This is a genomic window from Paenibacillus sp. 1182 (assembly GCF_017833915.1).
Classification (GTDB): Bacteria; Bacillota; Bacilli; order Paenibacillales; family Paenibacillaceae; genus Paenibacillus; species Paenibacillus polymyxa_D.
This window is the reverse complement of record NZ_JAFICR010000008.1, coordinates 63,178-88,748: the sequence shown is the minus strand read 5'-3', so window position 1 is coordinate 88,748 and position 25,571 is coordinate 63,178. Positions and strand designations below refer to the sequence as shown.

The following is a 25,571-nucleotide window of genomic DNA, read 5'->3' as shown; positions in this document are numbered from 1 at the left end:
TTCTTGCTGTTCACACGCATGCAAAAGCCCCGCACAAACAATCATGGCCTGAGCCATCACCGGTGCGGAGCCGCATGTCGATTCTGTCTCTGCAAATCATAATAAACGAAAACGAATCTCGGGTCATAACACCCAAATCAAGAATACAATAATCATGGCAAGCTGCAAAATCACTTTCATCACGGTGCTGGTAAAAAGACCTAATACAGAGCCAAAGCCCACTTTTATAGCTCGATCCAGCGGGGCTTTGCCAATCAGCTCACCCAGTACGGCGCCGATAAATGGTCCCAAAATCAGGCCAAATGCCGGAATAACGAAGGGGCCAATAATAATCCCGACAGTGCTGAGGATTGCTGACAGACGCGAGCCGCCAAATCGCTTGACTCCCCACGCATTCACAGCATAATCGGCAACAAAAAGGGCAACGACGATTAGTGTTTGTATAATCCAAAACAATGCATTGTATGGAGCAAACGAGAAAAACCAGCCGTATACAAAAAATGCAAAATAGATGGCGAGCGCCCCCGGCAATACGGGATATACCGCCCCGGCCATGCCCACAATGAACAACACAATGACAACAATCCAACCTACAACGTCCATGGGCCTCCTCCTTCTCGTCCATTCATCCTGCTTGCTGCATCATTCGTTGTATTACACAAGCACATAATCACGAATCACTTCTACAATGCCGTCGTCATTGTTCGAAGCCACGACCACATCAGCGGCTTCTTTAACTGTATCCTGAGCATTACCCATGGCTACGCCCAGTCCAACCGCTTGAATCACAGCCAGGTCATTCAGACTGTCGCCAACAGCAACCACCTGCTCCAGAGTAATGCCCAGCAAGTCGCACACTTCAGCGATTCCACTGGCTTTGGATATACCAGCTGGGTTAATTTCCAGATTTGTCATCGAAGAATTGGAAATTTCAAGTCCACCCATGTCCTGAAGCTTAAGCAAAATTTGGTGGCGAATTTCATCATTTTCCGTATTATAACCGAATTTAAGCCATTCCTGTGTGTTCAATGTATCCGGCCAACGATCTCTGTTATATAATTCCTCCGTTGAGTAAGCCCAGAACCAAGAGCCTGTTTCTACGGCAATCTGGTGCATCTTACGAACGAGCTCCTTATCAAGTAAATAACGGCGCCACAACTCGTGGGGTGATTTCCACACCTCACTGCCGTTTACAGTTACCATTGGCGTCTCCAGGCCGAGTTGCTGACCGTAAGGCAGAGCATGCATCGCTGCACGTCCAGTAGACAAGCATACAAGGATCCCTTCCTGAATCGCCTTGTTAATCCAGTTAATCGTTTCCAAGGAAATTTCATGATTATCATTCAGTAAGGTTCCATCCATGTCGAGCGCAAGCAGTTTGTATTTATATTGGTTCTCTCCCATAGTGTCTCTTCCTCCTGTATGTCCCTTATGTCCAACGACATTTTACCATGAAAAAGAGAAGCCCACAAAAAAATTCAAGTCCTCACTTTGCTGCCAGAGGCTTTTTAGGAGTACCATCTAGCCCATATACTTCGTCATACGCATCAAATATTTTACGCGCAACCGGTCCCGCGCTCGTCGCACCAAAGCCCCCTTCAGGAATGATGACCGCTACTGCCAGCTTCGGATTTTGACGTGGAGCAAAAGCGATGAACACCCCGTTATCTTTAACCGTACGTCCCACCACCTGCTCGGAAGTCCCCGTTTTACGGGCATAATCATAAGGAAATCCATTAAAGGCTTTAACATCCGTAGCCATACCTCGAATCACTGTATTCCAGTGCGCATCTGAAAAAGCGACCTCATTCAGCACCTTCGGCTTAAATTCACGTACAAGATTCCCCTGATCATCTACAATTTTGCTGACCAAATGAGGCTGCATACGCTTGCCCTTTGTTGCCAGCACAGTTGTATACTGGGCTAACTGCATGGCCGTATACTTTCCCTGCTGACCAAAGGATGCCTGTACCAAACGTGTCAGCGCACTTTCATGCTTGCTCATATACTCAAGTCTGCCTGCCCACTCGCCCGGCAAATCTACTTCAGTTGGTACGCCTAATCCAAATTCCTTCATATACTTGTCCCATACATCAATTCCCTGATGAATCCCTGCATTACTTCCGTATTTGTCATACATCGGCTTGCCGATCATATCCACCATAAACGTATTTGACGAGACCTCAATTGCCCTGCTAGGTGTCAAAGAACCATACACATGTCCGCTAGAATTCCCAACCCGGCTGGAGCGATTTTTACCGTAGTACGCACTTCCCGTATCCTGATAAGTCTGTCCGGGGGAAAACAGGTTTTCCTTCAACCCGATCAGCACGGTCAGCGGTTTAATGGTTGAACCCAGAAGTACCGAGGATTCTGGATGTGGACCTGCTTTACCGCTAGGGACGGATTTAATGGTTCCGTTTCCCATTTTATGCTGAATTTCGTCATATACCGAAGGTGGGGTACTCCCACTTTTCCATACATTAGAGTCATAATCCGGCATACTGGCCATTGCCACGATATTTCCGGTCTCTACCTCCATCGCTACAGCGAAGCCAGTGGTTGCGTCTTGATGAAGCTTCCCCGATACGGCATGAGTATGAAGCCAGCGAAGCTGATCCATAATGGCCTGTTCGGTTTTCTGCTGAATTTCCTTGTTGATGGTGGAATATAAATGATTTCCTTTTTCAGGAGGAGTAATGGATTCAATGCCCTCCGGCATGCTGCGAGGATTGACCTCTACCGTTTTATATCCGTTTTTCCCTCTCAGCTCGTCCTGGTACTGAAGCTCCAAGCCATCATATCCGACCGTTTCACTTTCCGAATAAACCTGTGCCGGTTTTAAAACCTCTGAATTCGCTTCATAGAGCTCTTTATATTTGGGCCGGTTCGTTCGAGCTCCTTTGAACTTGTACATATATCCAATCGTTTGTACCGCCACCCGATCCGGGTCATAATGGCGTACACTTTCTTCTATAACCTCTACACCAGGGAACTCTGTCCGATGTTCCAGAAAATAAGCGATTTCCTCCCGACTCAAGTCGGATTTGACCAATCGCGGGGTAAATCCCCTATATTGATTATAGTCCGGGTCCAGTCGCTTTTTTATTTCCTCTGCATTAAGCTGCTCCCCTTCGGTATGCCCCAGTTCGTTTAATTTGGCAGCAAGTCTGGTAGCAAAAGCATCGAGCTCAGGGAGCAGCTTTTCCCCCGGCTTGCGATCTTTCTCCGTACGTTTGCTATAATCCTTAGATAAAGTTACATACAAGGACTGTACTGAAGTCGAATACGCCAGCTTAACCGTACCTGTAGAGTCATAAATCGTGCCGCGACTCGGGGCTAACGGGACATTTTTCGTATTTACGGATTGCTGCTGCCCTTTCAGCTCCTCCGATTGTACAAACTGCAATACAGCTAGTCTGGTAATGATCAGGGCAAACAGCACAAAAGCACTAAAAAACAGCAGGTTGGTTCGTAAAACCGTCCGTTTTTTTCGTGACTCTTCATTCTCTTCAACATTTTTCTTTTTGAATGAAAACTTTTTATCCAAACTTCCTCTGTCCATATTAGCTTGTCATTACTCCTTCCAATAGGGTATATTCCTGATCCTACCATATCCAAAGCCATAAACGATGAATTCCGAGATGACAATTTTGTAAGAAAACATAGAAAAAACATAAAAAAGCTTCCCTCAGCCCAAAGGCTAAGAGAAGCTTTTATGAAATGATATCGTATAAAATGATTATGGCTGTTTGATTGCGTTAGGATCGGTTGCTGTGGCATCCTTTTTCTTAGGTACCCCGTCCAATCCATAAACTTCGTCGTAGGCATCAAAGATTTTACGTGCCACAGGTCCGGCGCTCCATGCCCCGAAGCCCCCCTCAGGAATAACAACCGCTACTGCAAGTTTGGGATTTTGACGTGGAGCAAAGGCAATAAATACCCCGTTATCTTTTAGTTCTCTGCCCACACTTTGCTGCGATGTCCCTGTTTTGCGAGCAAAGTCATAAGGGAAACCTTTAAATGCGCTGACATCTGTTGCCATCCCGCGTATGACCTCATTCCAGTATGCATCCGGGAATTTCACTTCATTTAGCACCTTCGGCTTAAACGTTTGAACTACATTACCGTTGGTATCTTTAATTTGGCTGACCAAATGTGGCTCCATCCGTTTGCCCTTGGTAGCCAATACTGCTGTATATTGTGCAAGCTGAAGCGTTGTATATTTACCCTGCTGACCAAAAGAAGCATATGCAAGTTTAGATAATGAAGACTCTTTCGAATTATGAGCATACTCTCTGCGTCCAGACCATTCACTTGGTAAATCTACACCCGTAGAAACACCTAGTCCAAATTCCTTCATGTAGCGGTCCCATACATTCACACCTTGATCTTCCTTGGCATTATTAATGTATTTGTTGTACAATCTTTTGCCCACCATATCGACCATAAATGCATTGGAGGAATGCCGAATGGCAGAAGCTGGGTCCAACCCGCCGTACACATGACCCGAGGAATTCCGAACTCGTGACGAATTATTACGCCCAAAGTAAGCCGCTCCTGTATCCTGGTAATACGATGAGGTACTGAATAGATTTTCCTCCAGTCCTACTAACACAGAAAGCGGCTTAATGGTGGAGCCAAGTAGGACAACCGACTCTGGATGTTGACCTGATTGGCCCGATCCAAAGGAGCGAATAGTACCATTCAAGTATACATTTTGTATTTTCTTATAATTATCGCTAGATATATTTCCGGTCTGCCAGTAATTAGCATCATAATCCGGCATACTAGCCATCGCCACCACATTTCCTGTATCCACTTCCATAGCCACAGCAAAGCCTGTTTTAGCATAAGGATGGGTCTTGCCAGATACAGCGTGTGAATGGAGCCATCTCAATTGATCCATAATAGCATCTTCCGTTTTAACCTGAATTTCTTTGTTAATCGTAGAATATACATTATTTCCTTTTTGCGGAGGAGTAACAGAATCTACACCTTCCGGCATATTGCGTGGATCAATCGGAACCGTTTTATAGCCATTTTTCCCTCGTAACTGTTCCTGATATTGATATTCCAGTCCATCAAAGCCAACAGATTCGTTATCCATATAAATGAGGCCCGGATCATTTTCAGCTGACATGGATTTTTGAATATTCTTATATTTATCCAACGTTTCACGCGCACTTTTATAGCTTTTAATGTAGCCAACCGTTTGGACAGCTACCGTATCTGGATCGTAATGACGTACCGTTTCCTCTACGACATCTATGCCCGGGAACTCACTCTTATGCTGCATAAAATAGGCCACTTCATCTTTGTTAAGATTCGTTTTAATCAGACGCGGCGTAAAACCGCTAAATCGCTGATAGTTACGGTCCATAGCGTCCATAATTTGCTCTGCCGTCATTTTCGGCTCATCTTTATTCCCATATTCAGCAAAGCGATTCGCCAGCTTCTGTGTCATTTTCTCCAGCTCAGGCAATAGCTTTTTGTCATTATCACGCTTTTCTTCCATACCATCACTGTAGTTCTTGGAGAGCGTGATATACAGCGATTGTACAGGTGTAGAATACGCTAGTCTGTTCTGCCCGGTGGAATCATAAATCGTTCCGCGAATCGGCGTAAGTGGTACATTTTTGGTAACATTACTGGCCTCCTGCTGCTTGAGCTGAGGTCCATCCACGAATTGAAGTATCGCCAATCTTACAATGATGACTGTAAATATAATGAACGAGCTGAAAAAGAACAGATTGATCCGAAAGCTGAATCTTTTTCGATCAGACGTCCCATTGTCTGTTCCCTGCTCGTTGTCTATCTTTCTCATGTGCCCTTTTCCACTCCTTATTAAATCACTTTATCCTTGATATGTGTTTGGGCAAAACCAGGCGGATTAAACCAGTCCCCACTTTGCGCCCAGGTCGGGTCTAGCGGTACCCACTGATTCTGTCCGCTCAAATATACCTCATTCCAGGCATGGGACCCGTATCCTCCCTGTCCGTTGTACCCAAGGCCTGTCACCACCTTGACCTGTAGCCCCTGCGAACGAGCCATCATTGAGTACAGGCGGGCATAATCAATGCACACTCCTTTACGTGTATCAAACGTATCTCTGGGAGTCTGTTCATGCCAGTCACCACGTTGCTCATAGGCTTCGACCTTACTGTAATCATAGCTAATACGGGTGCCTACCCATTCATACAACGCTCTAGCTTTTTGCTCGTCACCGCTAGCCCCTTCTGTAATCTTGGCCGCTGCCTGAACGATATCGCTTGGAATGTCCCGGTCGATTATTTCATATTTGCGCTGCATGATACCATTCAATTCCTTGGTAACGGCCTGCGTAAATACGGGCAGCTTATCCTTAATCAGAGTCCCGGACAACGGCTCAATGACCGATTGCGCACCTTGCTTATAAATCGGCGAAGCTTGTACGTAGCTGCTAAACCCGCTGTTTGGGTACAGACTAACGCCTATGAACAGCAGGGCTATGATCATCATGGCGCGAGCTCCACCAATAAGGGTACCTATTCCGGCCCCTGCCACCCTGCTGAAAAAGCCCGATTTTTTTGGATGCTCATGGAGGGAGGAATCTGATTTTCCACCTACCATCAACACATAAATGGCACGCAGTATAAACTGGGCAATAGCATAACTGAGCATGAACAATACGGCGAATCGCAGCAGCGGAAAACCCTCTATCCCCGCCACAAGCGTATAATAAAATTGCTCAATCCCGCTTAGTTTTCGCTGTGGCAAATGCTCCATGTAAGCTGCCAGCCATTGTTGCACCTTCGGTGAAAGCCACATGGCTAATCCGAGCGAGCACAAAATACCCGCTACAGTCAGTATGCCATCCACAATAAGACTAAACAGCGCCCCTACAGATCTGGAAGCTCCTCGTCTCCAGCCCTGAATCAACGACAGCAGTACAATGACAATTAAAAACACCGTCACGCCATTCCAATGAAGAATAGGCTCCAGCCAGGATGGTTTCATTGTGTTCCTCCTGTCTCTACGGCGACTGTGGCGACTGTGTTACAGCCGAGCCTTTCGCACCTTCGATATATTTCTTGACGGTATCGCCCATACTCCACTCGCCCAGCGACATCCCCTGAAACCATACCTTGACCTTGTCACCATCAAATGGACCTTTCACTTCCAAGTTGGAGCTGGTTACCGAAAACGTACCATCCGCGTTGGATGTGTATTGGGCATCCCGTCCCTCTTTGATCATCATGTTCAAGGCCTCGCTCTGAACCTTGTTAATCGCATCATCCTTTGCCTGAGTAACGACCTTGCCGACCTGTTCAAAGGAAATGCCACTGTAGATAAGCAAGCCTGCAATTACGACGATGACAATCAGCCATTTTATGAGAGTTCTTACAACCTTCAATATGACTAACAATAGGACAAGCCCAATTAATATATACAGCCAATTATCTTGAACAATCTGCCAATTATGTTCCAAAAACTCTCTCCAGACGCCCTTATCCATTTCGCTACACTCCCGTTTTCAACTACATGATTCGAATTGCAAAATTGTCTCTGTAATTATACATGATTACGCAATGTCCTGTCAGCTTAGGTCTTATACATACCTTGTCTTTCAATTCTTGTCCATACAAAGTGGTCTATGTTCGTCCAATCCAGCGTACAACTTAGGAAGGGCCAATACGAAGTAACATGAAAGTTTACATTAGGGAAAGGGGGTCATTCACATGAAAACAGCCCTCTGGCTGTATCTCTTTTTGTTCATTGCCTTTTTTGATCTGCATGCGCAATATCCTATTTTGACGCCATTCGCCATCTCTCTGGGGGCAGCTCCTACCTTTATCGGTTGGATGATGGGGATTTACTCTCTGACTCACCTGCCTGGCAATTTGATGGCAGGTCCCAAAGTCGACAAACACGGCAGTCGCCGATATATTATGTTCAGCCTGACAGCTGCAGGCCTGATCCTGATCATTCAATCGTACATCCATACACCGTGGGAATTACTTTTTCTGCGTGCGATTAGTGGCTATGTGTTGGCTTTTTTATCTCCAGCCTGTCTGGCCATGCTGGCGCAACTGTCTGATCATCCGGTTACGCAGGGTAAATATATGTCGGGGCATGGTGTCGTCCATACGTTGGCCTCTGTTCTGTCTCCAGCCGCAGGCGCATTTATCGTAGCCAGTTTTGGCTTTAGCGAGACATTTAGTTCCCTTGGCATCATTCTCGTAATCACGGGGCTTATGGCTTATTTCACCTTACCCAAAAAAGCACCCGCTCCGCAGGCCCAATTATCTGATGGTCATACGATACCTGCTCCACTCTCGGCAGCACAGACGCGGTTACCATTCAATTGGCGTTACCTGCTTTTACCTTTTGTTTTGGCGTGCGCACAAGGCATTTTATTTTATGAGATCCCATTACGAAATAACGGTTCTGCGTCCATGATGTCCACCGGATTGCTTTTTTCCATCATCAGTTTGGGAGCACTCTGTACGCTTAGTTTGCTTTTTCTGAACAAATATTCACCGATGGTCAGGCTACTTTGTGGCATTATTCTGATGTCTTTAAGCTTCTATGCACTCGCCACCACGCCCGAAGCGACAATAGGCATCATCCTGTTTATTTTGGGAACAGCCAAAGGCATCATTTTTCCAGCGCTGGCCTCTCTCTTCATACGAATTGGAGGTGCTCGATTGGGCAAAACCTTTGCCCTGCAATCCATTGCAACGTCAATCGGCTCCTTTGCCGGGCCTGTACTGGCGGGTCAGCTTCCGGATCACATATCCCCTTTTTTTATCGCATTTCTGATTCTGATGGCTGGCCTGCTATTCGTTCCCGTTAAGCGCATATCTCCGACGCCGCCACTGTCTGCCACAGGACCTTATCATTCCTAGCTAGTCTGAGGCAGTGGGTATGCTAAAATGCTATCTTTAAAGCCCAAAATGCCGTTCCAGAGGGCAGATGCACAGTACACTATACCCCTATCCACATAGACTATTTTGACTGAACATTCACTAATAAAGGGAGGTGCAGCCTGTGAGCCACTGTCATCCTGTAAGCCCTTGCCCTGTTTTTGGAACTTCAACTGGCACCATTCTTGTTCTTTATATTCTGCTCGTCATCATTCTCCGTACTTGCTGGTTTTAATGTCTAAATTGCCCTAACATGTTGTCCCTTGTACCCATGCCTGCCACTTCTGGCAGGCTATTTTGTTATTTTTTGCATGAGAACCCTATTTGGAGCTACACTATACTCATATTCTTCATTTCCCGGGGAATTTCGAGCATATGTATCAGACAAGGGGTGAGCTTAAATGGCGATAACCGTGATCGTCGAAGGGAAAAATGACCGCAGCAAACTTCGCCGATTACTTGACCCGGAGGTTCACATTTTATGCACCTTCGGCACACTAAACTCTATAAAACTGGAATCCCTCCACAAGCGAGCCAAGCACGACGAAATATATTTATTTATGGACAATGACAGCTCAGGGAAAAAAATAAGGGGTGTGCTTGCAGACTCTTTTCCAGATGCCTACCATATGTATACCCGCAAAGGATACGCTGGCGTAGAAGGGACTCCAGACGAATATGTGATCGCTCAATTGGAAAAAGCAGGATTGGAAGAATACATTATATACCCGCCACCTGTTCTTTAGTCTTGAATAACAAAAAAGGCTGTCCTCAGGCCGCTTTCATGCCTGTTGGACAGCTATATGGTGTACTATAAAATGCCTCTAAAATGACATTAGAATTTATGAACCGTATCGACGATCATCAGCAAGAAGCTGAGTGTCAGATGGTTAATGGAAAAGAAAAATACTTTTTTGGCCCAGGAATCCGTTTCTTCTTCCTTAATCGTAAAACCTTTAAAGGCATAGAATGCCCACAGCACGGACAGTAACACGGACACGATCATAAAAATCATACCGGCATATCCATAAGCATACATAAGGATGGGTACCGGAATCAGCAATACAATATAAGGAATCATCTGAATCTTTGTCCGATGGATACCTTTTACGACTGGCAACAACGGAAATCCTGCTGCGCGATATTCCTCAACTCTGCGAATAGCAAGTGCCCAGAAGTGAGGCGGCTGCCATAAGAACAGGAGAGCGAATAAAAGCCAAGCGCCCATATCAATACGACCCGAAGCGGCCACATAACCAATTACAGGAGGCATTGCACCAGAAATACCGCCGATGGATGTACTCCATGTAGATGAACGTTTTAACCAAAGTGTATAAATACCGACGTAGACGAACATACCAAGTAATCCCAGTAACCCTGCCTTTACACCAGAGAAGAAGAATAGAACAGCTAACCCTACAACACCCAAAATAATAGCGTATGACAACACCGTTGTAGGGGTCAGACGCCCTGTTGGCAGTGAGCGATTACGTGTACGCTCCATTTTCAAATCCAGCTCACGGTCAAAATAGTTGTTAAAAACACAAGAAGACGCCATAACTAGCATTGTACCTAAAAGTGTAAGAATTAGCTTTATATAGTCAACGTCCCATTGCGATGCTAACCAAAAACCACCAAAGGCTGCAACCAGATTGGTACGAAGGATGCCTGGCTTGGTAACTGTAATAAAATCTTTCCAAGTGCCCGCTTTGCCGGGTGGTTTAGATTTTACAGAATAGGTAGCCGCATCCGAAGAAGTCTTATAACTTATATTATCCATTGTGAGTAACTCCCCCTTAGAGATGTATGAATTCGGGAGTAAGTTGAACTCCGATATAAATTTTATCATATACCTACCCCAAAAAGTTTGACAGAAAACGCACAAAACGTTCACAATTCCGATGGCAAATCGCCCCTGCTGATCGTTTACAGTAAATTTGGGTAGTAATAAGTACAGGAAACAATACAAAAGGAGCGACAGATATGGATACAGCCACACACTTTGTCATGGGAATCGGATTGGCCGGTCTGGCCTACACTGACCCTGTCGTCGCCGGAGATCCAAAGTTGGCCGCAGTGGTGCTGCTCGCTACAGTTATAGGGTCACAAGCTCCGGATTTTGACACTTTGCTTCGGTTGAAAAATAATGCAGCCTACATTCGCAATCACCGTGGACTGTCGCATTCAATTCCCTTCTGGTTGATATGGATCTTGTCCATAACAGGGCTAATTTGCCTGATCTTCAGAGATGTGCCCCCAGGTCATGTAGCATTATGGGTAACGATTGCCGTCTGCCTGCATGTATTCACAGATTTATTTAATACGTACGGAACACAGGCATTCCGGCCGTTTACAAACAAGTGGATATCTTGGAATATCATCCATATTTTCGATCCCTTTATTTTTGGCACCCATGTTGCTGCGATTATGCTGTGGATCACCGGATTGATTCCACCCGCTCCCTTATTTATTACGCTGTACGTCATTATTGGCCTGTATTACATTTGGCGAACCTGGAGTCATTTTATTACCAGAAAAGCGGTACGTAATATGGACAACGAGCGTCAGGAGGGCGACAATTATTATATCATTCCCACCGTATCATGGAACCGGTGGCATGTGGTAAAAGCTCATCAGAATGGAAGTTATGACATCGGTGGATTAAATGGCTCGCACTTATTTTGGACGAAACACGCAATTCCATCCACACATCCTGCCGTAGAAGCATCCAAATCCTATCGCGATGTGCAGGCATTTCGCTATTTTTCCTCCTTTGCCGTTGCCGAGGTGGAAGAACTGGAATGGGGCTATATTGTGCGATGGGGAGACGTCAGGTATCGACACCGGAGACAATATCCATTCGTGGCTGTGGTCGCGATGGATAAGCAGTTTGGGCTGATCAACAGTTATATCGGATGGCTCAGTGACGAAAAGATGCAAAAACGCCTTTCCCTGCATACGAATTAAAATCTGCTTACAAGCTAACAACCAGCCGTATGAACAAGAGACAGCAAGTTCCCCCTTAATCTGGGAGCTTGCTGTTTTTTTGGCCATTCGCGCCAAAAATCACATCTCATGAAAGCGCCCTCTTGACGAAGCGGACTTGCGTGATTCACAATGGTCATAAGCCATGCGTAAAAAAAATCCGGAGCATGATCGCTCCGGATTTTCTTCATGACAGTTGCTCATAATACAGCTTCCAAGATGGAGTGTTTATGTGTATTACTGCAAACGGCTGCTGCCCGACAAGGATTGTTCTGCTTGTTGGACTAGCTTTTTCGTAATATATCCCCCAAGAGAACCTGTTTCGCGGGAAACAACATTACCGAAGTAACCGTCCTGAGGGATGGTGATGCCAAGTTCTTGAGCTGCCTCATATTTTAATTGTTGTAAAGCGGCGTTGGCCTGCGGTACTTGCAGGTTGTTTGAACGACGTCTGCTCATATTTGAATCTCCTTTCAGTTCTTTGTGAGTGAGGTTCATTGCAAGCTTGCAAGATTATTATGGCTCGCTTACAACTACTTATTCCTGAAATTCAACATTCGAACACTGGAGGTTTTTACCAATGAGCAAAGGTTTATCCCTATGGTTCGCCGTTTCATCCATTGTCCTGCTGACCGCAGCCGCTATATCCATCAGTTATTCCGCATGGCTTGCCATTCTACTGGGGCTATTATCTGTCGGCAATATTGGCTGGGGTTTCGTGGTCAAAGCCCGACAACGCCGCTCCTAATCCAATCCTATAAAAGGCCTAATTCGTTTCGCCTCAATATGCTTTAGCGTAGACGTGGCAGAAAGCCCATGCGCTCTTTGACCGCAGACAGCGTGACTTCAGCAGCTTCTTGTGCACGCTCTGCGGATTGGGCCAAAATATGTCCAATTTCACCAGATTCCCGGATATCGCGATAGCGTTGCTGAATCGGTTCAAGCATAGCCACAACCGTCTCTGCCAGTTCTTTTTTAAATGTCCCGTACATTTGGCCTTCATAACGATCCTGCACTTCTTGGAGCGACAAACCGGAACACTGGCTGTAAATGCTCATTAGATTACTAATTTCAGGTTTATTGGCCAGATCATATCTAACCTCACTGCCAGAATCGGTCGTAGCGCGGCTGATTTTCTTGCGTATGACTTTCGGTTCGTCCAGTAGCGCAATAAAACTGCCTGCATTCGGATTACTCTTGCTCATTTTTTTGGATGCATCATCCAGGGACATAATTCTCGCCCCTACTTCAGGGATATACGGCTCGGGAATTGTAAAATAATCTCCATAACGATGATTAAAGCGGCCAGCCAAGTCCCGTGTCAGCTCCAGATGCTGTTTCTGATCTTCGCCCACCGGGACGAGATCCGCGTTGTAGAGCAAAATGTCAGCTGCCATCAACGACGGATATACGAACAACCCTGCTCCTACGGAATCCTTGCCAGCAGCCTTGTCCTTAAACTGAGTCATACGTTCCAGCTCGCCCATATTCGTCAGTGTTGTCATCAACCATCCCAGCTCAGCATGCTGAGGAACATGGGATTGTAAAAAGACGTTGGATTTCTCTGGGTTAATACCCGCTGCAATAAATAATGCCGCTACCGCCTCCGACTGCTCGCGTAATTGAGCTGGTTCCTGCGGTACGGTAATCGCATGAAGATCTGGAACCATAAAGTAACATTGGTGATCCTCTTGCAATTTGACAAAGTTTTTCATTGCACCAATGTAGTTGCCCAAAGTAAGTTGTCCGCTAGGCTGAATACCTGAAAGTACAGTTTTCATACTCTTCCTCCTCCGATTATTTCAATATTTAGAACGCAAAAAGGCCCCGCATCCTCAAGGGACGCGAGACCGTGGTACCACCCTTATTCATTGCCGTCAGCCTTTGCTTATCGGAGCTATGCGCCATGACTGATTGCAATCTTAAAGCTCCGTTAACGGGGAGCAATCGGCCGTCATACTGAGGACTGTAAAATCCTGTTCTGTGCGGCACTCCAAGGTCCATTCAGCAATGCAGGCTCACCGGTTCCCATCCACCACCGGCTTTCTGAAGAGCTTATGCGAAAGCTTACTTGTCCTCATCATCGCGTTATCCATGTCATTACTTTCTAAACTACATTAATGATAATTCCGCATAATGTTATTGTCAAATGACGATTGTGCCCTACGATCAAAAATCTGTTATCATAATGACACGAAGCTTCAACCGATTATAGTGGACAAAGGAGCATGGATATGAAACAAGTGACCAAAGAACACTGGAACGGTTACGACACGTATGTTTTACATAGTGGTGAACTGGAGGTTACGATGATCCCTCGCCTCGGGAATAATATTATCTCAGTGCGTGATCTGAAGCTCGACAGGGATATCGTACGTCGGCCCGGTGAGGAAGAATTGGCTTTTTATTTACAAAAGCCTTATCATTTTGGCTTGCCCATTTTGATTCCTCCTGGCCGAATTCGCAAAGGACAATTTGAGTTTGACGGTGTTCCTTACCAGTTCGACCGAAATACAGCCAATGACAACCATATACACGGTCTGCATCGTAATCAATCCTGGCGCTGCAGTGATATTGAAGAGGATGAAGAAGGTTGCAGTGTCACTACCGAGCTTTTGACAGAAAGTGATCCGCACTGGATGGAACAATTCCCCATTCCTTTGCGTCTGGAGATGACGTATCGCTTGCAGGGTGCTATATTAAGTCAAACACTGCGCGTAACCAATTTGGGTGAAAAAGCAGCCCCATTTGGCTTGGGATATCACACTTGGTTTATGGTGGACGGAGAACCTGAGCGCTGGCGCCTAAAGCTACCTGTAAACGGCGTATATGAACAGGATGCTGAACAGCTACCTACAGGTATCATTACTTCGTTGAATGACTTGGAACAGCTCTCTTCGGGTCTTTCTCTGAAAGGAACGAATCTAGATACGTTGCTGCGGGCAACGGAAGGCCCTGCTGTAGCTCTTTTGACTCGTGATGATGGTTATCAAATCCGCTACACAGCAGATGAGCAATACTTTAAGTATTGGGTGTTATACACCAAAGGTGAATGCGATCAGTATCTTTGCATTGAGCCTTATACCTGGCTGTCAGATGCTCCTAATTTACCTGATCCTGTTGAAGGAGGCGGGCTGATCCGTCTGGAGCCTAAGCAATCCATCGATCTCAAAACTCAGATTCATATCATATATCCGTAATTTCCCTCTAGTCACTTTCCTTCCTTCGGCGCATATTTTCATAACTCTGTCGCATACTAACCTCATCACAGCCGAAGGAGGTGACTACACATGAATGAAGCTAATCAAGGCAGAAGTCGTCGCAGTAACAACCTTGTTGTTCCTCAAGCCAACAACGCACTGCAACAATTGAAATATGAAGCTGCACAAGAGCTGGGCATCACCATTCCGGCAGATGGTTACTACGGTGACATGCCATCCCGTGAAGCTGGTTCTCTGGGAGGCTATATCACTAAACGCTTGGTACAGCTGGCCGAACAGCAATTATCAGGACGTTCAGGTCAATAAGCGTCATTATTCCACATGAGCATTCCGTTCATCGTAATTTACCAAAATGCGTTATAACGGGCATATAACATAGGCGGTCTTCCCAAGGAAGGCCGCCTTTTCTCTTTTTTAAATTAGGATTTTGCAAAATTCTCATATTGATGATTATTCCGAATTAGCCGCTCGGTATGTAGGCTTGTTGTAGCGGATCATGAGATTCGCCATGTTGTAGTTGGACTCCAGTGTTGCATCTACCAAAATCGTTCCTTGTCTGATGGCAAAATCGAAAGCAATCTCACCATGAGTCCAGCTACGCTTATGATTTAGCGTTTCTAGGGCCATACGCCGAAAATCCTCCCGATGCTTTGCTGATAACCCCGGTTCTACTGCTGCTAACGTGCCACCTTTACCTGCAAGCGGATTATGGCGAATCCCAAACTTCCCAACTACATTGTTACGTATTTGTACAAATACGATGCCTGACGACAAACCCGCCAGTTCATTATCCAGTTCTTTTAAAACGATATCCATCTGCCTTGCCAACGACAATTGACCTACTTCATCCATTACAAAAACCCTCCTATATACCTTGTTCAAAAATAATTAATAGGTCTTACGACTCAATTATATGCGAAGATTTTTAACCTTACAATCAAAACCAACATAATTGGGTATTTATAACTATTTTCTAAGTATATCCATCATTTTAAATTTCGCCAACAGGTAATGTTAATTACACTTCGACATTTTGCGACTTTGTTCATCATCTTCTGCAAAAATTACAAAAAAGGCCTCCCTTATAGGAGACCTTTCAAAAGTGTAAATCCGTTATTTTGTCATTTGTAAAAATTGCTCAATATCCTGAACAGTAACTTGCGCAGCATTACGCCAGAAGTCAGCCTGTGTTAAATCGGTACCTAAGTGCTTGGAAGCCAATTCTTCGACTGTCATGCGACCAGTATCACGCAGCAAGGCATCATATTGGTCGGCGAAGCCGTCAGGGTTTTCCTTCGCAAAAGCGTAAATTCCTGCACTGAACATATACCCGAATGTGTACGGGAAGTTGTAGAAAGGAGTGTCCGTAATATAGAAATGCAGCTTGGATGCCCAAAAATGAGGATGAGCCTCATCCAGGATACCACTAAACGCTTCACGCTGCGCTTGTTCCATCAACTCGCTTAATTGTTGTGCTCCTACGACTCCTTTTTTCCGCAACTCGTAAAAACGGGTTTCAAATAGGAAACGGGCATGAATGTTCATAAAGAAGGCTACACCACGCTGAATTTTATCCTCCAGCAAAGCTACCTTCTCCTGACCCTCGGCAGCTTCCAGCAAAGCATCTGATACAATAAGTTCTGCCAGCGTCGACGCCGTCTCAGCTACGTTCATGGCATAATTCTGATTCAATGGGTGCAATTCATTCATCACATGCTGGTGATAACCGTGTCCGAGCTCATGGGCCAGTGTCGAAACGTTGGATGGTGATCCGGCATAGGTCATAAAAATACGGGTCTCTTTGCTTAGACGCAGAGATGTACAGAAACCACCCGGACGTTTGCCAGGACGATCCTCTGCTTCAATCCAACTTTTCTCAAAAGCCATTTGGGCAAAGTCAGCCATTCTCGAGCTAAATTTACCAAATTGCTCAACAATCGTTACAGCAGCATCGTCGTATGGGATTTTAGTGGTTGATGTTCCCAGCGGAGCTTCAACGTCATGCCAGGACAGCTTCTCTAAGCCCAGCAGCTTTGCTTTCCGCTCCAAGTATTTAACTACAATAGGCTTTGTTTCATTAATAACCTGCCACATCGTATCCAGCGTTTGTGCGGACATACGGCTGATTTCCAGCGGTTCTTTAAGCACATCTGTCCAGCCTCGTTTTTCATATAGCTTCAGACGGAAGCCTGCCAAATGATTCAATGTATCCGCGCAATAGTCCTCTACCTGAGCCCATGCCTCTTCCCAACGTGCAAACACATCTTTACGTACGCTGCGATCTGCTTCATCCAACTTATTAGCTGCCTGACCTACAGACAGGTTTACGATCTCGCCATTTTCTGGTACAGGGATCGTCATATTTTTGACAATGGTATCATAGAAGTCGCCCCATCCATGGTAGCCATCCACTGCCAGATCCAATGCAAGGCTTTCCAGCTCAGGAGCCATTTTTTCACGTGCTTCGTTCCGATATTCGTTCAGGACAAAAGAAATCGGCTGGATAGCTTCGCGCTCCATCCATTTCTGCCAAATGTCTTCACTGGTTTGTGCCAGCAAGTTCTGGAAAGATACTAAAGCACTTTTCCCTTGGGCATACAGCGTGTTGACACGCGCTCCCAGTTGAACAGCCAGCTTGTCGTGCTGGTTTTGAGCAGTTAGACAAGAGACAAAGGAACCCGCCTGCGACGCGCCATTAAACAGCTCCTGGATGCTACTCAATACACTATCCAGACGCTCGGTATCCAATACCGTTTGTGGTACTTTAGCTGCTTTAAGCTGGGACTGCAGCTGTTGGACCTTGCTTTCCAATTCTTCCAAAAATGCATGGAATGAGGCAGAGGAAGACCCTCCGCTAAAAATAGATTCCAGATCCCATGTTTGCTTTAACGGTGTTTTCATAATAGTTCCACCTTTCTTTTTTGGCGAATTCATGTGGTTTCATATACAATAAAGCTACATCGTGATAGTAAATCACTACAATTGGGAGGAAAACAGAATGAGACCCTTACAAATTTCGCCGGAAACGGCTGTGAAATTATCCGAAAAGCTCGGTATTCCGCTGGAACACCTTATGCATACACCCCAGCACATTTTGATGCAAAAGCTGGCCGAACTGGCTAAAGAAGAAACCGCTGACCCGAACGGCGGAGAATCGGACAAATCATGATCCCTTTTCATAAAACCTGGCCTTATGACATCGTCATGGGAGACGTTTATGTACAGTCTTGTCCGTTTTGCGACCAGGATAATGTATTGCTGCCCCTGAAGCCTAAAGAACTTAAGCTCATACACGAAGGTATGAAAAAGCTGCTTGTGTTTCCATGTTGCCATAACAAGGTTACTTTAGTGGATTGTGATGACGATTATTTGCTGTCAGATACCACATTGCGTCATCATTAATTCATGAGTTGTAAGAGAATATAACCCGTTTTACAAACAAGGTGTGAACCATGAGCCTAAATCGGCCATAGTGCACACCTTTATTTCTTCAGGAGGAGCTTGCGTCTTGCATTTCCTCCGGCAGTTGGAAATTTTTAGCCATCATTTGTTCTCGCAGTACAGACCACTGTTCGCGGGAAGCCCGGATCATGGCTGCATCCATAATCTTTTTGTCATTAATGACACGCGAAAACCAGCGTACCGCTTCGTTAAAGTTCCCTGTACGTCGATGCAATTCACCAATCAGATACAGCAGTTTGGCATTATTCGCCCCGACACCCTCCAGCTCATAAACCCGAACGTAAGAATCCAGACTAAATTTGAGAAAGCGAAGCTCCTGCTCCTCATTTCCCTGGTATCTGTACATCCATGCGATATGCTGTAATAGACTGGCTACTACGCGTTCCTTTTCTCCGATGACCTGGGCACAGAGTAAACCCAGTTTATACGTTTCTAATGCCTCTTCCCAGCTACGATGCCCGCCATATTCGCGAGACTGCCAGCGATTACCGATTTTATCTCTAAAAATCTTGGTTTGCTGATCGCTTAACTGAACGGTAGAGTGCTCTGTCGAGGTAAACCCACAATGAGGACAGACCCTTACGACATAAAAATCCGGATTTTCATTCTTATAATAAGCGCAAAAATCTGAATCTGTACGAATGGCCTTCTTTAGGCTTGGTCTGACACGAGATGTCTGAAATTCTTCTTCACAATGTGTGCAGGTGATTTTAATCTGATATAACGGTTCAAGTTCCAATGTTTTTACAACCCTCTCCAAAATTCGGCAATCCCCGCAAGCTTACGGGGTATTTACAAAATGATGCGCAGGACCAGACAAACGGTTAAGTATGATGGAACGAAGCGGCTCCTCAATGCCCGTATCCGTTAACGCACCTGCCATACAAGACAACCATGCCTCTGCTCGCTCCTCCGTTACGGGAAACTTCATATGTCTCGCACGTAACATTGGATGACCATATGCATCAGAAAAAAGGGACGGTCCTCCAAAAAACTGGCTCAGGAACATAAACTGCTTTTCCTTAACCGGTTCCATGTCTTTAGGAAACAGGGGACTTAACAACGGATCTTTATAAACTCTCGGGTAGAAGGCCTCAATAATAGCACGAATACCTTCCGCGCCCCCAAGGTTGTCATAAATGCTCAGGCTAGGGTTCACTTTTCCTCCAACTTTCTGTGCTATGGTAATAAATATACACCCGTATTATAACAAAAAACAAAAAATGACGCTAAAAATAAGCGTCATTTTATCAATTTAACATATGAAGAGGATGTGCTTCGTTGCACATAGCTTCGTCATTCTATAAATACAATTAATAACTCCGCCAATCCTCTTCACCGGAATGGACGAGAGAGGCACGAATAACATACACAAAAGCACATACGAACAGACCGGCAACGATACTCATCCTGATCACTCCATCCTTAAGGTTATGGATCGTTGTTTTCCTATTTTAACATACTATTTACAAAAATACAGCAACAAATGTAACCGTTTTCTTTATTTTTTTGTACTCTTTGTCCATCCCCGACATAGGTATAATAGTACAACTCCAAAGGAGGGGCCTCTATGTCGCTATACCGTCGTTACTCGCTTCCTCTGCTCATCCTTTCACTGCTATTCCTATTTATACTTATGGCTGTATACCCGCAATCTTCTCTGAATGCCGGGCTTCGGGGGCTTGCCATCTGGTGGGACGTGCTGTTTCCGTCTTTATTCCCGTTTTTCGTTATTTCCGAGCTTCTCCTCGGTTTCGGAATTGTTCATTTCATAGGTGCGCTGTTGGATCCGCTGATGCAGCCTCTATTCCGTGTACCTGGCTGTGGAGGTTTTGTCGCTGCGGTCAGCTGTGCATCCGGTTACCCGATTGGAGCTAAACTAACAGCCAAGCTGTGGGAGCAAAAATGGATCACACGCATTGAAGGAGAGCGTTTGGTCGCATTTACGACTTCCTCTGATCCGATATTCTTGATCGGTGCGGTTTCCGTTGGCTTCTTCCATCAACCAGAAATTGCACTCGTGCTGGGCGCGGCTCATTATGGTGGTGTGCTCATCATCGGGCTACTTATGCGCTTCCACGGTTCCCGTTCAGGGGAAACAGATACTCGCAGCGACCGCCCTCAACCTACTCCAAAAGCCTGGTCGAAGTCCACGAATACAAAAGCTGCAGGTCGCAATAGACAGCCTGGACCCCTACGCCAAGCATTATATGCCATGCATACAGCTCGTTTGGAAGATGGTCGTCCATTGGGTGAGTTACTCCGTCAGGCGATTACTTCCTCCCTACGCCTTATTATTGTCGTAGGAGGGCTAGTTGTATTCTTCTGCGTCATTTTAGAAGCTTTGACGAACTCCGGTTTAATGAGCGGGCTTCATCTGCTTACGGCAAACCTCTTGACTGCATGTGGTCTTCCTCCTACGTTAACGGAGTCCATCGTAGGTGGCATTTTCGAAGTCACTTTAGGAGCGCAGGCCGCAGGTAAAGCCACGGCAGCGGTACCATTCAAGGTAGCCGCAGCCGCTTTTGTGCTCTCCTGGGGCGGGCTATCGGTTCATGCGCAGGTTGCAAGTATTTTAAATATGACGGATCTTCGTTATATGCCATTTTTGTTGGCCCGGGCTGCGCACGGCTTCATCTCGGCACTGCTCGCTCTCGTGTTATGGCAGCCTCTGATGGGGCAGGGAAGCTCTCCAGTCTTTTTTCCAATATACGACATCGTATGGTCCCCTGGCTTCTCGTCCGCCATGCTGTTGCAAAGTCTGCTGTTTCTTGGCTTTATACTGGCTGGAATGCTTAGTCTCTCATGGTTGAGTGTGGGTACACGTCGCTTATACGTACGTTTGAGAAGAACACACAGGCAATGAACGATTGTGTTCTTGCTCATAATTGATTATGATCGATATATACCCATGACAAAGGAGCTTTTCATCTTGAGATATTATGTTCTGGATCGCGGGGATCAGCACTCCATGGACTTGAGTCAGCAATTTCACCGTCTTGCCCAAGAAAAGAATTTCAAGCTGGATGCCGAATCGCCGGAAATCGTCGTGTCTATTGGAGGCGATGGTACAATGCTTCATGCGTTTCATACCTTCATCGACCGCATTCCGGATATTGCCTTTGTTGGTGTACATACCGGTCATCTAGGCTTTTACGCCGATTGGCGTGCGGACGAGCTGGAGGAGCTAATCCACCTGATGAGCCAAAGCGGATCTGAGGGACCGCTTAACCCGAGAATCGTTAAGTATCCACTGATTGAGTTGGAAATTCACAAGAAATCAGGCAATGCTTCTTTTATTGCCTTGAATGAGTTTACGTTAAAAGGGGTGGATGGCACTGTCGTTGCCCAAGTAGATATTAACGATATCACCTTTGAAATGTTTCGCGGTGACGGTATATGTGTTTCTACCCCCTCAGGGACGACCGCCTATAATAAAGCACTTGGCGGAGCTATGGTTCATCCCACCATTGAAGCATTGCAATTGACTGAGATCGCTTCCATTAATAACCGCGTGTATCGGACACTAGGATCGCCATTGCTACTGCCCAAACATCATCATTGTGATATTTTTTCACGGAAAGATCAGCGTCTTTTATTGACAGTAGATCACCTGAACTTTCCTGTGGATGACTTAATCTCTGTTCGATGTCAGGTCGCAAGTCAGAAGATCAGCTTCGCTCGTTACCGTCCTTTCCCATTTTGGGATCGAGTACGCAACGCCTTTCTTAATTAGAACCTGTAAAAGAGCCGACTCTGGCTCTTTTTTTACAAACAAAACGGTTCCTGAAAATTCAGGAACCGTTTTGTTGTGGAGCAGTAAATGTTTTATTCTTTTTACTACCCTCAGTTTTTTCGGCTTTAGCAGCTGGATGGGTCTGACGCTGGCCCTCAGGTTCACGTGAGACACGAACTTGCCGTCCCTCCCGATTTTCCTTTGGTTGACGCTCATAGCGTGGTCCACGTGATTCCTTTTTATCGAAATTCCCTTGCTGATTGCGCTGTCTACGCGGTTCGCGGGCTTGCTGCCCTTCACCCGGATTGCGTCCATCCTTCGCTTCACGTGGTTCTCTTGGCTGGCGCGAATCACGTGCTTCACGTGGCTCACGTTGCCGATTTCCTTCACGTCCTTCTCTGGATGAACGACTTTCACGAGCTTCACGCGGCTGTCGCTCACGTACTTCCTGGGCATCCTTCGGTTCCCGACGTTGCAACTCGCGTGGTTCTCGGAATTCTCGAGGCTGCTCCACTCGCGATTCCTCCGTAGCTATGGAATCCTGTTGTGGTTGCGGCCACTCCTGTTCTCCAGCTGTATGTTGCAATACTTCTTGCTGCTCTTCGGTTTCTAACGTTCCCGCTTGTTCCCTTTGAGCATCTACCAACTGCTGAATATCTGGAGCAACGATTTCATCATTGACGCCGTTTTTATTAATCACTTCACGGCTTTTTTGCAGCACAAAATAGGCACAGCCAAAATTGCAGTATTCATTAATGTAATCGTCCAGTACCACTATAGATGTATCCTTATTTGCTTTGGGATGGCCGTCTCGATAAAAGCCCTTCAGACGCAGCTGATTGTAACCCCAATCACCAATAATGTAATCATAGCGATCCAGCACTTCACTATACCGATCACGAAACGCTTCGGGATTCCATCCGTTCTTGTGATCCTGCAACAATTCATAGTTTTTACCACCGATTTGAAACAAGCTATTCTGACCGCCTTTCCCGGATCAAGCCTGCGAAAGGGCGCTTTCTTCCTTATGCTGAGCGGCTGACTTCACCTGCTCATGCGCTTGGTAGGAGCTGCGGACCAACGGTCCAGATTCAACGTGGCTGAATCCCCGCTGTAATCCCTCTTCCTTTAACTTCGCAAAATCTTCCGGTGGATAATATTTTTGCACATATAAATGTTTCTCGGACGGCTGCAAATATTGACCAATTGTCAGAATGTCACAATCGACTTTACGCAGATCATCCATGGCTTGTAAGATCTCGTCCCACTCTTCTCCGACACCTAGCATGATGCTTGATTTCGTTGGAATAGCCGGATTTAATTGCTTCGCACGTTGAAGCAGCTCCAGAGAGCGACGGTATTTCGCTTTAGCCCGAACCTTGTCGGACATGCGCTCCACCGTTTCAATATTATGATTCAGAATATCTGGTTTGGCATCCATGACGATTCGCAGCGATTCAATATCGCCCATAAAATCGGGAATCAATACTTCTACACTGCACAAAGGTAACCGGCCGCGAATCGCACGAACCGTTTCTGCAAATATAGTAGCGCCCCCATCTTTTAAATCGTCGCGAGCCACACTGGTTACGACACAGTGCTTCAAATTCATGTTCCCAGCCGCTTCCGCGACGCGATCAGGCTCCTGCAAGTCAAGTTCCGTAGGCAATCCCGTATTTACTGCGCAAAAACGACACGCACGCGTACAAATATCACCCAAAATCATAAATGTAGCTGTCCTATTGGCCCAGCATTCATATATATTAGGGCATCGTGCCTCCTCACATACGGTATGTAATGTCTTGGAACGCATCATGCTCTTGATTTCTTGATAGTTATCGCCTGTCGTAAGTTTAATACGAATCCAGTCGGGCTTAGCTTCCTTCTCTTTTCTAGACAATGGCATAGACCTTCTTTCTGATAAGCTTAAGCTGTCATTGTCATACATTATAACATGAAAGCCATGGAAAAACCTCCATTCATTGTTCCCTTTTTGATATGACATTGATGCCGAAAAAAGTAAACTTTTTATATGGATAAAAGCGGCGGATATGGCTCAATCTAAACAAAAGCGCCCTATTCACGCTATTGAATAGGGTCTAGAATTTACTGGGCGGTTAAGCCCTTCTATAGGAGGTCGGTTCACGTGCCTTACCCTACGCGGACAGCCCGCGCTGTTCGTCTGTTATCGCTGCTGATATGCGCTGCTACACTGACAACGGCCTGTCCGCTTCCTGCCCATGCCTTTGCCAATCACTTACAATCCTCGTCCGCCGGAAGCAGCCTGACAGTTAATGTAGATGCTGAACATGCACAGTCTTCAATGTATATTTCCAGGCTTGCTTTATATCGTTCCATCGAAGCCCTGACAGGAGTCCCTTGGTACAGGCTGGCCGCCATCGACCAGTATGAACGTACACTTACGGTGGCCCATCCCAAAGATCGCAAGCATGCAGAACGGACCATAGGTATTTTCGTTACGGGACCGATCTGGTCCGGCTTGATGAACCCTGATTCGGAGGATCAAAATCCACGTTCCATAGAACTATTTTCCGGGCTGGGACAAGACGGTTCGGGTGATGGAATTGCTGACCGTAATAATGACAAGGATCTGCTGTTCAGCATCGCATCTTATCTCGGAAAGTATGGAAACAACGAGGATGAATTTGGTATTGCTGTTTGGGAATATTACCATAACAGCCGCGCAGTTCAAAGAGTTCAGCAGTTTGCCAAGCTGTATCGGACGTATGACAAGCTGGATCTGGTCAGTCAAGCTTTCCCCCTTCCTTTAGGCAGCATTTATAGCTACCGCAGCACATGGGGAAGCCGTCGCAGCTGGGGGGGCTACCGTATACATGAAGGAACTGATCTGTTTGCTGGCTATGGAGTTCCAGTTCGCAGTACCTGCTACGGTGTAGTTGAAATGAAGGGCTGGAATCCCTTTGGAGGATGGCGCATCGGAATCCGAGATCTCAACAACCGCTATCACTACTATGCGCACCTTTCCGGCTTTGACAAAACCGTTCACAACGGAGACGTCGTTACACCTGGCCAGACGGTTGGCTGGGTCGGAAGCTCGGGCTATGGAAAACCCGGTACCCAAGGCAAGTTTCCACCGCATCTGCACTATGGTATATATCGGGACAATGGCTGGGCAGATTGGTCCTTTGACCCGTATCCATTATTAAGACAGTGGGAGCAGTCCGAACGCAAAGCGCTCAAAACAGGAAAGACAAAAGGGACCTCCTCATAGGGTCC

26 protein-coding genes and 1 pseudogene are annotated in these 25,571 nt (G+C 46.1%); 12 read left to right on the top strand and 15 right to left on the bottom strand.

Features of this window, described 5'->3' with window-relative positions; genetic code table 11:
• Positions 1–123 precede the first annotated feature (123 nt).
• The 6 genes from JOD82_RS17015 to JOD82_RS16990 all read right to left on the bottom strand — a co-directional run bounded on the left by JOD82_RS17015 (position 124) and on the right by JOD82_RS16990 (position 7,498).
• The gene (locus JOD82_RS17015; RefSeq protein ID WP_061829850.1) at positions 124–603 is read right to left on the bottom strand and encodes a DUF456 domain-containing protein; all 480 of its coding nucleotides are present in this window, start codon (positions 601–603) and stop codon (positions 124–126) included.
• Between the two features lie 51 nt (positions 604–654).
• A complete protein-coding gene (locus tag JOD82_RS17010; RefSeq protein WP_209949703.1) occupies positions 655–1,404 on the bottom strand; it encodes a Cof-type HAD-IIB family hydrolase in 750 nt (249 codons plus the stop codon).
• A gap of 82 nt (positions 1,405–1,486) precedes the next feature.
• Positions 1,487–3,565, bottom strand: coding sequence for a peptidoglycan D,D-transpeptidase FtsI family protein (locus JOD82_RS17005; RefSeq protein ID WP_069012606.1), 2,079 nt, complete (start codon positions 3,563–3,565; stop codon positions 1,487–1,489).
• A gap of 177 nt (positions 3,566–3,742) precedes the next feature.
• Positions 3,743–5,827, bottom strand: coding sequence for a peptidoglycan D,D-transpeptidase FtsI family protein (locus JOD82_RS17000; RefSeq protein ID WP_069012605.1), 2,085 nt, complete (start codon positions 5,825–5,827; stop codon positions 3,743–3,745).
• A gap of 20 nt (positions 5,828–5,847) precedes the next feature.
• The gene (locus JOD82_RS16995) at positions 5,848–6,999 is read right to left on the bottom strand and encodes a transglutaminase domain-containing protein (RefSeq protein WP_069012604.1); all 1,152 of its coding nucleotides are present in this window, start codon (positions 6,997–6,999) and stop codon (positions 5,848–5,850) included.
• 16 nt (positions 7,000–7,015) lie between these two features.
• On the bottom strand, positions 7,016–7,498 hold the full coding sequence (locus tag JOD82_RS16990; protein ID WP_029518209.1) for a hypothetical protein: 483 nt from the start codon (positions 7,496–7,498) through the stop codon (positions 7,016–7,018).
• A 223-nt stretch (positions 7,499–7,721) separates the two neighbouring features.
• On the opposite strand from JOD82_RS16990, the gene JOD82_RS16985 reads away from it, so the two are divergent.
• The 3 genes and pseudogenes from JOD82_RS16985 (at position 7,722) to JOD82_RS16980 (ending at position 9,655) form a co-directional block, all read left to right on the top strand.
• The gene (locus tag JOD82_RS16985; protein ID WP_069012603.1) at positions 7,722–8,891 is read left to right on the top strand and encodes an MFS transporter; all 1,170 of its coding nucleotides are present in this window, start codon (positions 7,722–7,724) and stop codon (positions 8,889–8,891) included.
• A gap of 184 nt (positions 8,892–9,075) precedes the next feature.
• Positions 9,076–9,144: pseudogene (locus JOD82_RS29235) on the top strand (YjcZ family sporulation protein); the annotation flags it as partial.
• 166 nt (positions 9,145–9,310) lie between these two features.
• Positions 9,311–9,655 carry a toprim domain-containing protein gene (locus JOD82_RS16980; protein WP_029518206.1) on the top strand — a complete coding sequence of 115 codons (345 nt, stop codon included), beginning with the start codon at positions 9,311–9,313 and terminating at the stop codon, positions 9,653–9,655.
• 89 nt (positions 9,656–9,744) lie between these two features.
• Here the strand turns inward: JOD82_RS16980 and cyoE are convergent, their stop codons facing one another.
• A complete protein-coding gene (cyoE, locus tag JOD82_RS16975; RefSeq protein ID WP_013311855.1) occupies positions 9,745–10,689 on the bottom strand; it encodes a heme o synthase in 945 nt (314 codons plus the stop codon).
• A 203-nt stretch (positions 10,690–10,892) separates the two neighbouring features.
• Between cyoE and JOD82_RS16970 the strand changes: the two genes are divergently transcribed.
• The gene (locus JOD82_RS16970) at positions 10,893–11,876 is read left to right on the top strand and encodes a metal-dependent hydrolase (protein WP_029518205.1); all 984 of its coding nucleotides are present in this window, start codon (positions 10,893–10,895) and stop codon (positions 11,874–11,876) included.
• A gap of 255 nt (positions 11,877–12,131) precedes the next feature.
• Here JOD82_RS16970 and JOD82_RS16965 read toward each other — a convergent pair whose 3' ends face one another.
• Positions 12,132–12,353 carry an alpha/beta-type small acid-soluble spore protein gene (locus JOD82_RS16965; RefSeq protein WP_013311857.1) on the bottom strand — a complete coding sequence of 74 codons (222 nt, stop codon included), beginning with the start codon at positions 12,351–12,353 and terminating at the stop codon, positions 12,132–12,134.
• A 121-nt stretch (positions 12,354–12,474) separates the two neighbouring features.
• Here JOD82_RS16965 and JOD82_RS16960 point away from each other — a divergent pair, with 121 nt between their 5' ends.
• Entirely contained in the window at positions 12,475–12,642 is a 168-nt protein-coding gene (locus tag JOD82_RS16960; protein WP_007431986.1) for a hypothetical protein, read from the top strand.
• A gap of 43 nt (positions 12,643–12,685) precedes the next feature.
• Here JOD82_RS16960 and trpS read toward each other — a convergent pair whose 3' ends face one another.
• A complete protein-coding gene (gene trpS, locus JOD82_RS16955) occupies positions 12,686–13,675 on the bottom strand; it encodes a tryptophan--tRNA ligase (RefSeq protein WP_029518204.1) in 990 nt (329 codons plus the stop codon).
• 453 nt (positions 13,676–14,128) lie between these two features.
• Between trpS and JOD82_RS16950 the strand changes: the two genes are divergently transcribed.
• Together JOD82_RS16950 and JOD82_RS16945 are read left to right on the top strand one after the other, a co-directional pair.
• Entirely contained in the window at positions 14,129–15,094 is a 966-nt protein-coding gene (locus JOD82_RS16950) for an aldose 1-epimerase (protein WP_029518203.1), read from the top strand.
• Between the two features lie 90 nt (positions 15,095–15,184).
• Positions 15,185–15,421 carry an alpha/beta-type small acid-soluble spore protein gene (locus JOD82_RS16945; protein WP_013311861.1) on the top strand — a complete coding sequence of 79 codons (237 nt, stop codon included), beginning with the start codon at positions 15,185–15,187 and terminating at the stop codon, positions 15,419–15,421.
• Positions 15,422–15,565: 144 nt separating this feature from the next.
• Here the strand turns inward: JOD82_RS16945 and JOD82_RS16940 are convergent, their stop codons facing one another.
• The gene (locus tag JOD82_RS16940) at positions 15,566–15,967 is read right to left on the bottom strand and encodes a hypothetical protein (RefSeq protein WP_029518202.1); all 402 of its coding nucleotides are present in this window, start codon (positions 15,965–15,967) and stop codon (positions 15,566–15,568) included.
• A gap of 261 nt (positions 15,968–16,228) precedes the next feature.
• On the bottom strand, positions 16,229–18,016 hold the full coding sequence (locus JOD82_RS16935) for a M3 family oligoendopeptidase (protein ID WP_029518201.1): 1,788 nt from the start codon (positions 18,014–18,016) through the stop codon (positions 16,229–16,231).
• A gap of 97 nt (positions 18,017–18,113) precedes the next feature.
• On the opposite strand from JOD82_RS16935, the gene JOD82_RS16930 reads away from it, so the two are divergent.
• Both JOD82_RS16930 and JOD82_RS16925 read left to right on the top strand, forming a co-directional pair.
• Positions 18,114–18,284 (top strand): YycC family protein, encoded by a 171-nt coding sequence (locus tag JOD82_RS16930; protein ID WP_014277894.1) that lies wholly within the window; start codon positions 18,114–18,116, stop codon positions 18,282–18,284.
• Positions 18,281–18,517, top strand: a complete 237-nt coding sequence (locus tag JOD82_RS16925; protein WP_029518200.1) for a hypothetical protein — start codon at positions 18,281–18,283, stop codon at positions 18,515–18,517. Before JOD82_RS16930 ends, JOD82_RS16925 begins: the two co-directional genes overlap by 4 nt.
• Before the next feature lie 88 nt (positions 18,518–18,605).
• Here JOD82_RS16925 and JOD82_RS16920 read toward each other — a convergent pair whose 3' ends face one another.
• Both JOD82_RS16920 and JOD82_RS16915 read right to left on the bottom strand, forming a co-directional pair.
• Positions 18,606–19,337, bottom strand: coding sequence for a DUF2225 domain-containing protein (locus JOD82_RS16920; RefSeq protein ID WP_049817024.1), 732 nt, complete (start codon positions 19,335–19,337; stop codon positions 18,606–18,608).
• A 21-nt stretch (positions 19,338–19,358) separates the two neighbouring features.
• Complete coding sequence (locus tag JOD82_RS16915) at positions 19,359–19,736, bottom strand: globin domain-containing protein (protein ID WP_029518198.1); 378 nt, start codon at positions 19,734–19,736, stop codon at positions 19,359–19,361.
• A gap of 411 nt (positions 19,737–20,147) precedes the next feature.
• Here JOD82_RS16915 and ylbJ point away from each other — a divergent pair, with 411 nt between their 5' ends.
• Together ylbJ and JOD82_RS16905 are read left to right on the top strand one after the other, a co-directional pair.
• On the top strand, positions 20,148–21,443 hold the full coding sequence (gene ylbJ / locus JOD82_RS16910) for a sporulation integral membrane protein YlbJ (protein WP_039272721.1): 1,296 nt from the start codon (positions 20,148–20,150) through the stop codon (positions 21,441–21,443).
• 66 nt (positions 21,444–21,509) lie between these two features.
• Positions 21,510–22,313 carry an NAD kinase gene (locus JOD82_RS16905; RefSeq protein WP_013372943.1) on the top strand — a complete coding sequence of 268 codons (804 nt, stop codon included), beginning with the start codon at positions 21,510–21,512 and terminating at the stop codon, positions 22,311–22,313.
• A gap of 58 nt (positions 22,314–22,371) precedes the next feature.
• Here the strand turns inward: JOD82_RS16905 and JOD82_RS16900 are convergent, their stop codons facing one another.
• Together JOD82_RS16900 and lipA are read right to left on the bottom strand one after the other, a co-directional pair.
• On the bottom strand, positions 22,372–23,286 hold the full coding sequence (locus JOD82_RS16900; protein ID WP_069012602.1) for a YutD family protein: 915 nt from the start codon (positions 23,284–23,286) through the stop codon (positions 22,372–22,374).
• A 24-nt stretch (positions 23,287–23,310) separates the two neighbouring features.
• Complete coding sequence (gene lipA, locus JOD82_RS16895; RefSeq protein ID WP_029518195.1) at positions 23,311–24,213, bottom strand: lipoyl synthase; 903 nt, start codon at positions 24,211–24,213, stop codon at positions 23,311–23,313.
• A gap of 246 nt (positions 24,214–24,459) precedes the next feature.
• On the opposite strand from lipA, the gene JOD82_RS16890 reads away from it, so the two are divergent.
• Complete coding sequence (locus tag JOD82_RS16890; protein ID WP_069012601.1) at positions 24,460–25,566, top strand: M23 family metallopeptidase; 1,107 nt, start codon at positions 24,460–24,462, stop codon at positions 25,564–25,566.
• The last annotated feature ends 5 nt before the right edge of the window (positions 25,567–25,571 follow it).

What these genes read in the sequence shown, in the direction of transcription:
- JOD82_RS17015 (WP_061829850.1), bottom strand. Translation starts at nt 603, where the DNA reads ATGGACGTTGTAGGTTGGATTGTTGTCATTGTGTTGTTCATTGTGGGC.
- JOD82_RS17010 (WP_209949703.1), bottom strand. Translation starts at nt 1,404, where the DNA reads ATGGGAGAGAACCAATATAAATACAAACTGCTTGCGCTCGACATGGAT.
- JOD82_RS17005 (WP_069012606.1), bottom strand. Translation starts at nt 3,565, where the DNA reads ATGGACAGAGGAAGTTTGGATAAAAAGTTTTCATTCAAAAAGAAAAAT.
- JOD82_RS17000 (WP_069012605.1), bottom strand. Translation starts at nt 5,827, where the DNA reads ATGAGAAAGATAGACAACGAGCAGGGAACAGACAATGGGACGTCTGAT.
- JOD82_RS16995 (WP_069012604.1), bottom strand. Translation starts at nt 6,999, where the DNA reads ATGAAACCATCCTGGCTGGAGCCTATTCTTCATTGGAATGGCGTGACG.
- JOD82_RS16990 (WP_029518209.1), bottom strand. Translation starts at nt 7,498, where the DNA reads ATGGATAAGGGCGTCTGGAGAGAGTTTTTGGAACATAATTGGCAGATT.
- JOD82_RS16985 (WP_069012603.1), top strand. Translation starts at nt 7,722, where the DNA reads ATGAAAACAGCCCTCTGGCTGTATCTCTTTTTGTTCATTGCCTTTTTT.
- JOD82_RS16980 (WP_029518206.1), top strand. Translation starts at nt 9,311, where the DNA reads ATGGCGATAACCGTGATCGTCGAAGGGAAAAATGACCGCAGCAAACTT.
- cyoE (WP_013311855.1), bottom strand. Translation starts at nt 10,689, where the DNA reads ATGGATAATATAAGTTATAAGACTTCTTCGGATGCGGCTACCTATTCT.
- JOD82_RS16970 (WP_029518205.1), top strand. Translation starts at nt 10,893, where the DNA reads ATGGATACAGCCACACACTTTGTCATGGGAATCGGATTGGCCGGTCTG.
- JOD82_RS16965 (WP_013311857.1), bottom strand. Translation starts at nt 12,353, where the DNA reads ATGAGCAGACGTCGTTCAAACAACCTGCAAGTACCGCAGGCCAACGCC.
- JOD82_RS16960 (WP_007431986.1), top strand. Translation starts at nt 12,475, where the DNA reads ATGAGCAAAGGTTTATCCCTATGGTTCGCCGTTTCATCCATTGTCCTG.
- trpS (WP_029518204.1), bottom strand. Translation starts at nt 13,675, where the DNA reads ATGAAAACTGTACTTTCAGGTATTCAGCCTAGCGGACAACTTACTTTG.
- JOD82_RS16950 (WP_029518203.1), top strand. Translation starts at nt 14,129, where the DNA reads ATGAAACAAGTGACCAAAGAACACTGGAACGGTTACGACACGTATGTT.
- JOD82_RS16945 (WP_013311861.1), top strand. Translation starts at nt 15,185, where the DNA reads ATGAATGAAGCTAATCAAGGCAGAAGTCGTCGCAGTAACAACCTTGTT.
- JOD82_RS16940 (WP_029518202.1), bottom strand. Translation starts at nt 15,967, where the DNA reads ATGGATGAAGTAGGTCAATTGTCGTTGGCAAGGCAGATGGATATCGTT.
- JOD82_RS16935 (WP_029518201.1), bottom strand. Translation starts at nt 18,016, where the DNA reads ATGAAAACACCGTTAAAGCAAACATGGGATCTGGAATCTATTTTTAGC.
- JOD82_RS16930 (WP_014277894.1), top strand. Translation starts at nt 18,114, where the DNA reads ATGAGACCCTTACAAATTTCGCCGGAAACGGCTGTGAAATTATCCGAA.
- JOD82_RS16925 (WP_029518200.1), top strand. Translation starts at nt 18,281, where the DNA reads ATGATCCCTTTTCATAAAACCTGGCCTTATGACATCGTCATGGGAGAC.
- ylbJ (WP_039272721.1), top strand. Translation starts at nt 20,148, where the DNA reads ATGTCGCTATACCGTCGTTACTCGCTTCCTCTGCTCATCCTTTCACTG.